The sequence below is a fragment of the Thioalkalivibrio sp. genome (assembly GCF_007692535.1).
In the GTDB taxonomy this organism is placed as follows: Bacteria; Pseudomonadota; Gammaproteobacteria; order Ectothiorhodospirales; family Ectothiorhodospiraceae; genus Thioalkalivibrio.
Window position 1 is genome coordinate 1 of the sequence record NZ_REBW01000100.1, and the last position, 5,525, is coordinate 5,525.

Sequence of the window (5,525 nt, forward strand, 5' to 3'; positions counted from 1 at the left end):
ACGCCCTGCGCCTGCGCGCGTACCCGCTCCCCGCCGCCACGATGTAGCGTGAAAGAGACCCGTCGGGTTACGCCCTTCGGGCTAACCCGACCTACGCTTCTGGAATCCACCCTGTAGGAGCGAGCCTCGCTCGCGAATGTAGCGGCCGACGGAGCGGGTTCAACCCCTGTTCCAGCATGGTCCCACGCACCACGACCCGGTATCATTTAGGGTTTGCCGGTTTTTCGGCTCCATTTCTGAACAGGTGGTCAGCAGGATGTTCACCGGAATCATCGAGACATTGGGTACCATCGCCGCGATGGAACCGCGCGGTGGCGACTACCGCCTGAAGGTGCGCGCACCGGGCATGGACCTGGCGGACACGCAGTTGGGCGATTCCATTGCCGTCAACGGCGTCTGCCTGACCGTCACCGCGCTCGACGGCGACCAGTTTGCCGCCGACGTCAGCCGCGAGAGCCTGAGCGTGACCACATTGGGCGATCTGGGCATCGGCGACCGCTTGAACCTGGAGCGCGCGCTGACCCTGAGCACGCGCCTTGGTGGGCACCTGGTGTCCGGTCACGTGGACGGGGTGGGCGAGGTTCTGTCGATGCGCCCGGATGCGCGCTCCACACGAGTGCACTTTCGGGCCCCGGACGCGTTGGCCCGCTACATTGCCGCGAAGGGGTCGATCACCATCGACGGCGCCAGCCTCACCGTCAATGGTGTCGATGGCGCCACCTTCGACGTGAACATCATTCCCCACACCTGGGACCTGACCCGTTTCTCGGTGTACAAGGTTGGAACCCGCGTGAACCTCGAAGTGGACCTTGTCGCGCGCTACCTGGAACGCCTGATGCTGGGCGATCGCGCGGCGCAGTCCGACGCGGGCGGCGGCCTCTCCGAGGCCTGGCTCGCGGAGCAGGGTTTCCCCAATCACTCCGGCACGCGCGACTGAACCCGCCCGGGCCACCGACGGAACCGAGACATGGAATTTGCCAGTACCCAGGAGATCCTCGCCGAGCTGCACGCCGGGCGCATGGTCGTCATCGTCGATGACGAGGACCGCGAAAACGAGGGCGACCTGCTCATGCTCGCCTCGCACGTGCGCCCCGAGGACGTCAACTTCATGGCCAAGTACGGCCGCGGACTGATCTGTCTGACGCTGACCCGCGAGCGCTGCCGCCAGCTGGCCCTGCCGCTGATGGTCACCGATACCAACGATTCGCACGGCACCAACTTCACCGTTTCCATCGAGGCCGCAGAGGGGGTGACCACCGGGATCTCCGCCTATGATCGTGCCCACACGATACGAACGGCGGTCGCGCCGAACGCGGTGCCCACCGATGTGGTGCAGCCGGGGCACGTCTTCCCGCTGATGGCGCAGCCCGGCGGCGTGCTGGTGCGCGCCGGCCACACCGAGGCGGGTTGCGATCTGGCGCGCCTGGCCGGGGCCGAGCCGGCGGCAGTGATCGTCGAGATCCTGAACGAGGACGGCAGCATGGCCCGGCGTCCGGACCTCGAACGCTTTTGCGCCCAGCACGGGCTGAAGATGGGGACCATCGAAGCCCTGATCCGCTACCGCATCGAGAACGAGAAGACCGTGCGCCGCGCGGCTGAGGTGGATCTTCCCACCGCCCACGGCGTGTTCCGGCTGATTGCCTTCCAGGATGAGGTCGACCATGGTCTGCACTTCGCCCTGGTCCGCGGCCACCCGAAGCCCAGCGAGCCGACGCTGGTGCGCGTGCACCTCGAGCAGACGATCTGCGACACCCTGGGCTTCTCCGGCTCCGACTGCGGCTGGCCGCTCGACGATGCGCTGCGCCGCATCGACGAGGCGGGTGCCGGCGTGGCCGTGGTCCTGCGCAAGCCGGAAGGGTCGGACGTGCTGATCCGCCGCCTGCATGAACTCGCGGGCGGACACGCAGACCTGCGTCCGCAGGTGCAGACCTCGGCCGATTGGCGCATGTACGGCATCGGTGCCCAGATCCTCGCTGAAGTCGGCGTCGGCAAGATGCGCCTGCTGTCCGCGCCCAAGCGCTTCCACGGCCTCGGCGGATTCGGCCTCGAAGTCGTCGACTACGTCCAGAACCTGTAGGGCGAAAAAGGCCGCAGGCCATCATCCGCCTCGCACCGCTGGCCCGTCCGAGGGCCGCGATGGTCGCCCCGCGGCGGATGACGCTGCGCTCTTCCGCCCTTGCGCGGAAACCTTGATCGCAGCTGGAGGCCGCCCCCGTGTCCAATGGGCGGTCGCGATCATCACCGAAGCCCGAGCGCCCGAGGGAGCGGCCTCCGGTCGCGATCCCGGCAAGCAAGAGCCCAGCACCGCCCTCGGTGCTACAATATCCCGCTTTGCCGGGCCCGAGGCTTCGGCGTCCCATGCGAACCTGAGAAGGATGGTCCCATGCACAACATCAAGACCCTGGAAGGGCGCTTCACCACGGCGGGCGAGGCCCGTTACGGCATCGTGCTGGCCCGTTTCAACAGCCTGATCGTCGAGCGCCTGCTCGAGGGCACGGTGGATACCCTGCGCCGTCACGGGGTGCTCGACGAGCGCATGACCATCGTCCGCGTGCCGGGCGCCTATGAGCTGCCGCTGGCGGCGCAGGCCATGGCCCGCTCCGGGGACTTCGACGCCGTGATCGCGCTGGGCTGCGTGATCCGCGGTTCCACGCCGCACTTCGACTACGTGGCGGGGGAGGCGGCGAAGGGCCTCGCGATGGTCTCGCTGGCCGAGAACCTGCCCATCAGTTTCGGCGTGCTGACCACCGACTCCATCGAACAGGCGATCGAGCGCGCCGGCACCAAGGCCGGCAACAAGGGCGTCGACGCGGCCATGGGCGCGATCGAGATGGTCAGCCTGATGGCCCAGCTGAAGCCGGCCGGTTGAGCGGAACCGCGTTGAGCCGAAACCAGCACCAGCAGCAGATTCACGCCCGTCAGGCCGCGCGCCGGCGGGCGATGCAGGCGCTGTATTCCTGGCAGCTCACCCGCAATCATCCGAAGGACATCCTTGCCTCCTTCCGCGAGGACGAGGAACACGCCAACGCGGACGCGGAGTACTTCCGCGAGATCCTGATGGGGGTGACCACCAAGGCAGAGGCCCTCGACGCCCTGCTGGAGCCCGTGATCGGCCGGCCGCTGGAGCAGCTCGACCCGATCGAACACGCGCTTTTGTGGGTCGGGGTCTGGGAATTGTCCGAGCGGATGGAGGTTCCCTACCGCGTGGCGATCAACGAGGCCGTGGGCCTCGCCAAGAAATACGGCGCCGAGCAGTCACACCGTTTCATCAACGGCGTGCTCGACACGCTGGCCCGGCAGCTCCGCAGCGCCGAGCGCGCCGCGCCCCGCCGCACCTCCGGCTGATCGGCCCCGCCAGGCCATGAGTACCAGTCCGTTCCCCCGCAACATGCCTGACATGGCCCACGCGCCGTTATCCGAGTTCGAACTCATCGCCCGCTTCTTCGCAGACCGCGATCGCGGGCCCGGGATCTCACTCGGGGTGGGCGACGACTGCACCCTGATCTCGCCGCGCCCCGGGCAACAGCTTGCCGTCAGCGTCGACACCATGGTCTGCGGTACCCATTTTTTCCCCGACCAGCCCCCGGCTGCGGTGGGGCACAAGGCGCTGGCGGCCGCCCTGAGCGACCTCGCCGCCATGGGTGCCGAGCCGCTCGGCGCGCTACTGGCCCTGACCCTGCCCCAGGTGGACGAAGCCTGGCTGCAGGCCTTTTCCGACGGCATGGGCGCGCTTGCGGACCGGCTGAAGGTGCCGCTGATCGGCGGCGACACCACGCGCGGCCCGCTCGCAATCAGCGTGACGGTACTGGGGCAGGTCCCCTCCGGGTCGGCGTTGCGTCGTGCCGGTGCGGAGCCGAACGCTCTCGTCGTCGTCAGCGGAACCCTGGGCGGCGCCTTCGTCGGGCTGCAGGCGGAACAGGAACGCCGCGAGGCCGGAGGAGAGCCGCCTGCCGTCGACGATCCGCTGCGCCACCGGTTCTTCCGCCCCGAACCGCGCATCGCGCTCGGGAAGGCCCTGCGCGGCCGCACCCGCACGGCGATCGATCTCTCGGACGGGCTGCTCGCGGATCTCGGGCACATCTGCGCGGCCTCGGGTTGCGGCGCCATCCTGCAGGCCGAAGCCGTGCCCCGGGACCCCCTGCTCGCCGATTGGCCGCCAGGCAAGGCCCTGGCCGCCGCCCTGTCCGGCGGCGACGACTACGAACTGCTCTTTGCCTGGCCCGCCAGGCAGCGGGACGAACTGCGTCCCCTGGCCGCCGCCCTGCAACTGCCGCTGACCGTGATCGGTGAATTCACGGCGGGCGGTGGAGTGCAGGTCCTCGACGCTGCCGGAAGCCCCGTCCTGCCGACCGAACGCGGCTTCGACCACTTCCGCGTGGACTGACGCACACGGCCAACCCGAAGACCCGAAGGCGCCTGAACCCTATGGAGTGCGGCGGCTTGCCGCCGCTTTGGGCGCCCGGTGGCTGGTCCTCGGCGCAGGGTATAGCGGGAGCAAGCTCCCGCACTCCAAAGCGGGAACGCACGACGCGAGGCGAGCGGGTCATTTAACCGCGCGGGGGGGTGCTGTATAAAGCCAGCACAACCACAGACCTCGTCCAGCCCGTCCGAATGGAGCCCGTGATGCCCAGACCGCCGAATCCGCCCGCCTCCGTGGTGTTCAAGGATCCCATCCACCTGCTCGCCTTCGGTTTCGGCAGCGGGCTGGCGAAATATGCCCCGGGGACCTTCGGTTCGCTGGCCGCGCTGGTGCTGTACTTCGCCATCATCGGCCTGCCGGACTGGGCCTACATCGCCGTCGTGGTCGTGATCACGATTTCCGGTTTCCACATCTGCGGCGAGAGCGCGCGGATGCTGGGCGTGCACGACCACCCGGGGATCGTCTGGGACGAATGGGCCGGCATGCTGATCACACTGGCGTTTGCACCGGCGGGGCTGGTCTGGGTGCTGGTCGGCTTCCTGCTGTTCCGGCTGTTCGACATCCTGAAGCCGTTCCCCGCCAATTACTTCGACCGGCAGAATGACGGTGTCGGCATCGTGATGGACGACGTGGTCGCCGGGATCTACGCCTGGTTTGCGCTGCAGCTGCTCGCCTGGGCGTTTTACACGTATACGGCCGTCTAGCAGGCCACCTGGGCTGTCCATGCGCCCCATTTCAGGCGCAAAAAGCCCCGTTCAAGGCCACTTAACGCGCCTTAAAGTGGAACATTCGTATTCTATTCAAAAGGTTGCGTTGGTCCGACCCCAATGGGCCAGGTGGAAAAGATCACCTCGAAGGGGCGGACGACGGTCCCCCGGCGGATCCGCGAGGCCCTGGGTGTGGGGGCCGGGGGACCTTCTTGCATGGGAAATGTCCGGGGACGGCGTAGCCCGCCTGCTGATTCGCGCCAAGGCGAGTCGCAAGAGTCTCAATCAGTGGGCGATGGAGCAGTTGGAGCAAGGCCTGTAGGCCACGAGCTTCAGCGTGGCCTCGACGTCTCACACCTTGGTGGCGCGAGAACAGTCCGAACCCGGGGTGTCAGTCG

6 protein-coding genes are annotated in these 5,525 nt (G+C 67.9%); all 6 read left to right on the forward strand.

Annotation, left to right across the window (positions count from 1 at the left end; genetic code table 11):
- Positions 1-256 precede the first annotated feature (256 nt).
- The 6 genes from EA346_RS04250 (at position 257) to EA346_RS04275 (ending at position 5,124) form a co-directional block, all read left to right on the forward strand.
- Positions 257-937: a riboflavin synthase gene (locus EA346_RS04250; RefSeq protein ID WP_296756065.1), complete on the forward strand. Its 681-nt coding sequence runs from the start codon at positions 257-259 to the stop codon at positions 935-937.
- 30 nt (positions 938-967) lie between these two features.
- Positions 968-2,077 (forward strand): bifunctional 3,4-dihydroxy-2-butanone-4-phosphate synthase/GTP cyclohydrolase II, encoded by a 1,110-nt coding sequence (gene ribBA, locus EA346_RS04255; protein ID WP_296756066.1) that lies wholly within the window; start codon positions 968-970, stop codon positions 2,075-2,077.
- Positions 2,078-2,383: 306 nt separating this feature from the next.
- The gene (gene ribE, locus EA346_RS04260; protein ID WP_296756068.1) at positions 2,384-2,869 is read left to right on the forward strand and encodes a 6,7-dimethyl-8-ribityllumazine synthase; all 486 of its coding nucleotides are present in this window, start codon (positions 2,384-2,386) and stop codon (positions 2,867-2,869) included.
- Between the two features lie 71 nt (positions 2,870-2,940).
- Positions 2,941-3,345, forward strand: a complete 405-nt coding sequence (nusB, locus tag EA346_RS04265) for a transcription antitermination factor NusB (protein ID WP_296756071.1) — start codon at positions 2,941-2,943, stop codon at positions 3,343-3,345.
- Between the two features lie 52 nt (positions 3,346-3,397).
- Positions 3,398-4,384, forward strand: a complete 987-nt coding sequence (gene thiL, locus EA346_RS04270) for a thiamine-phosphate kinase (protein ID WP_296756073.1) — start codon at positions 3,398-3,400, stop codon at positions 4,382-4,384.
- A 239-nt stretch (positions 4,385-4,623) separates the two neighbouring features.
- Positions 4,624-5,124 carry a phosphatidylglycerophosphatase A gene (locus EA346_RS04275; RefSeq protein WP_296756069.1) on the forward strand — a complete coding sequence of 167 codons (501 nt, stop codon included), beginning with the start codon at positions 4,624-4,626 and terminating at the stop codon, positions 5,122-5,124.
- Positions 5,125-5,525 lie beyond the last annotated feature (401 nt).